General features: G+C 50.1%; 1 pseudogene. It reads right to left on the reverse strand.

Annotated elements, in window-relative coordinates:
• Positions 1-674 precede the first annotated feature (674 nt).
• Positions 675-1346, reverse strand: a pseudogene (locus tag IE099_RS20570) (hypothetical protein); the annotation flags it as partial.

Here is a 1346-nt window from a genome sequence, read left to right on the forward strand (position 1 = left end):
AAGCGAACGTTCCAGCCCTGCCAAACCGTCCGCTCAGCGAGCTTTCAATAGTTCTACAGCATTCAAGCAATCTGTCAATAGGTCACCCAGAACGCGGACGGGTTTGGCAGCGGCGCATTGTTCGGCTCATGCTTTCGCAGGACTAGCCTCGTGCCATTTGGCTCCGGAAAAATCGCTCTCAATGCATTCGCGGGCATGTGGTCGATATGGGGGATTTCGCCCGTCATCTACACCGTAAAAAAGATTCAAGGCTGGCATCCAAATCCCTTTCCCCGCAGGGTTCCCCAAATTCGCCACGCCCCACAACTCATCAACCAAATCCATATCGAAATCCACCCAAATGTCTGCGATTCTGGGCCAAACATCTGATCGAAACATCCACCGCGAGACTAGATTCAACGCGTCCTTGTGACTGTAGCCAGTGACGCCTACGTATCGAGGTAATGCGCCATGTTTCCGAAAATCGTAATCCTCGAGATCGAAACCGAAAGCATATCGAGTTAGTAGCTCCATTTTCTTGCCGAACGTTCAAGCACACCCAATCCGACCGACTCAGCGCACTTTCACTACTTCTATCACGCTCCCTCCTCCAGTCAACCTCCGACTCGCCAGCGCGGTCGGATTTGTGGTGCTGCGCATTGTTCTGCATCGGTTTGATTCTTCTGGCTCAGTCGCTACCACCAGGGTTCATCAGTCAAGTCAGATTGCGGCAACCTAAATCGGTTCATATCAACACCAAGATGCTGCTCTAGCCATGGAACTAGAAGTTCACAAACGACGTTATCAGGTTCCCATTGAGCATTAATATACTTCATCGGTTCCTTCATTATGTCACTCCACGTGGTCTCAGGAAACGTGTAAATTACGTAGTGGGTCTCGTCCCATGTTCCGTATCGTTCAAGGTCGCAAAACCAAGAAAAAATACCATACTCGCCAAACCTTCCATCAAGTTCCTCCGCAATGAGGTCGATTATCCGAAATTTATAGAACAGGCGATTTTCGGCAAGGCGTTCGGTTGAAGGATCCAAGCCGTGAGATTCCCAATTTAGACCGTAGTCTGCGCTGTCTAGTGGAACCTCCGTGATTTCCAAGTCATTGAGCCTCTTTAAACGTACGTTCTCAACGTTTACGTGACTCCTCTTAGCAGGGTTCAATGCCAAAACCGCCCCTGAATTTTCACTAAGGTATTCGCGGAGATCCGTGGGTAGCAGGTTGATAGAATCTTGCGAACTCATTCTCAGCCGAACGTTCAAGCACACCCAATCCGACCAACTCCGCGCGCTTTCAACACTTCTATCACGTTCCATCCTCCAGTCAATCTCCGACTCGCCAGCGCGGTCGGATTT

This window comes from Roseibacillus persicicus, assembly GCF_014651675.1.
GTDB lineage: Bacteria > Verrucomicrobiota > Verrucomicrobiia > Verrucomicrobiales > Akkermansiaceae > Roseibacillus > Roseibacillus persicicus.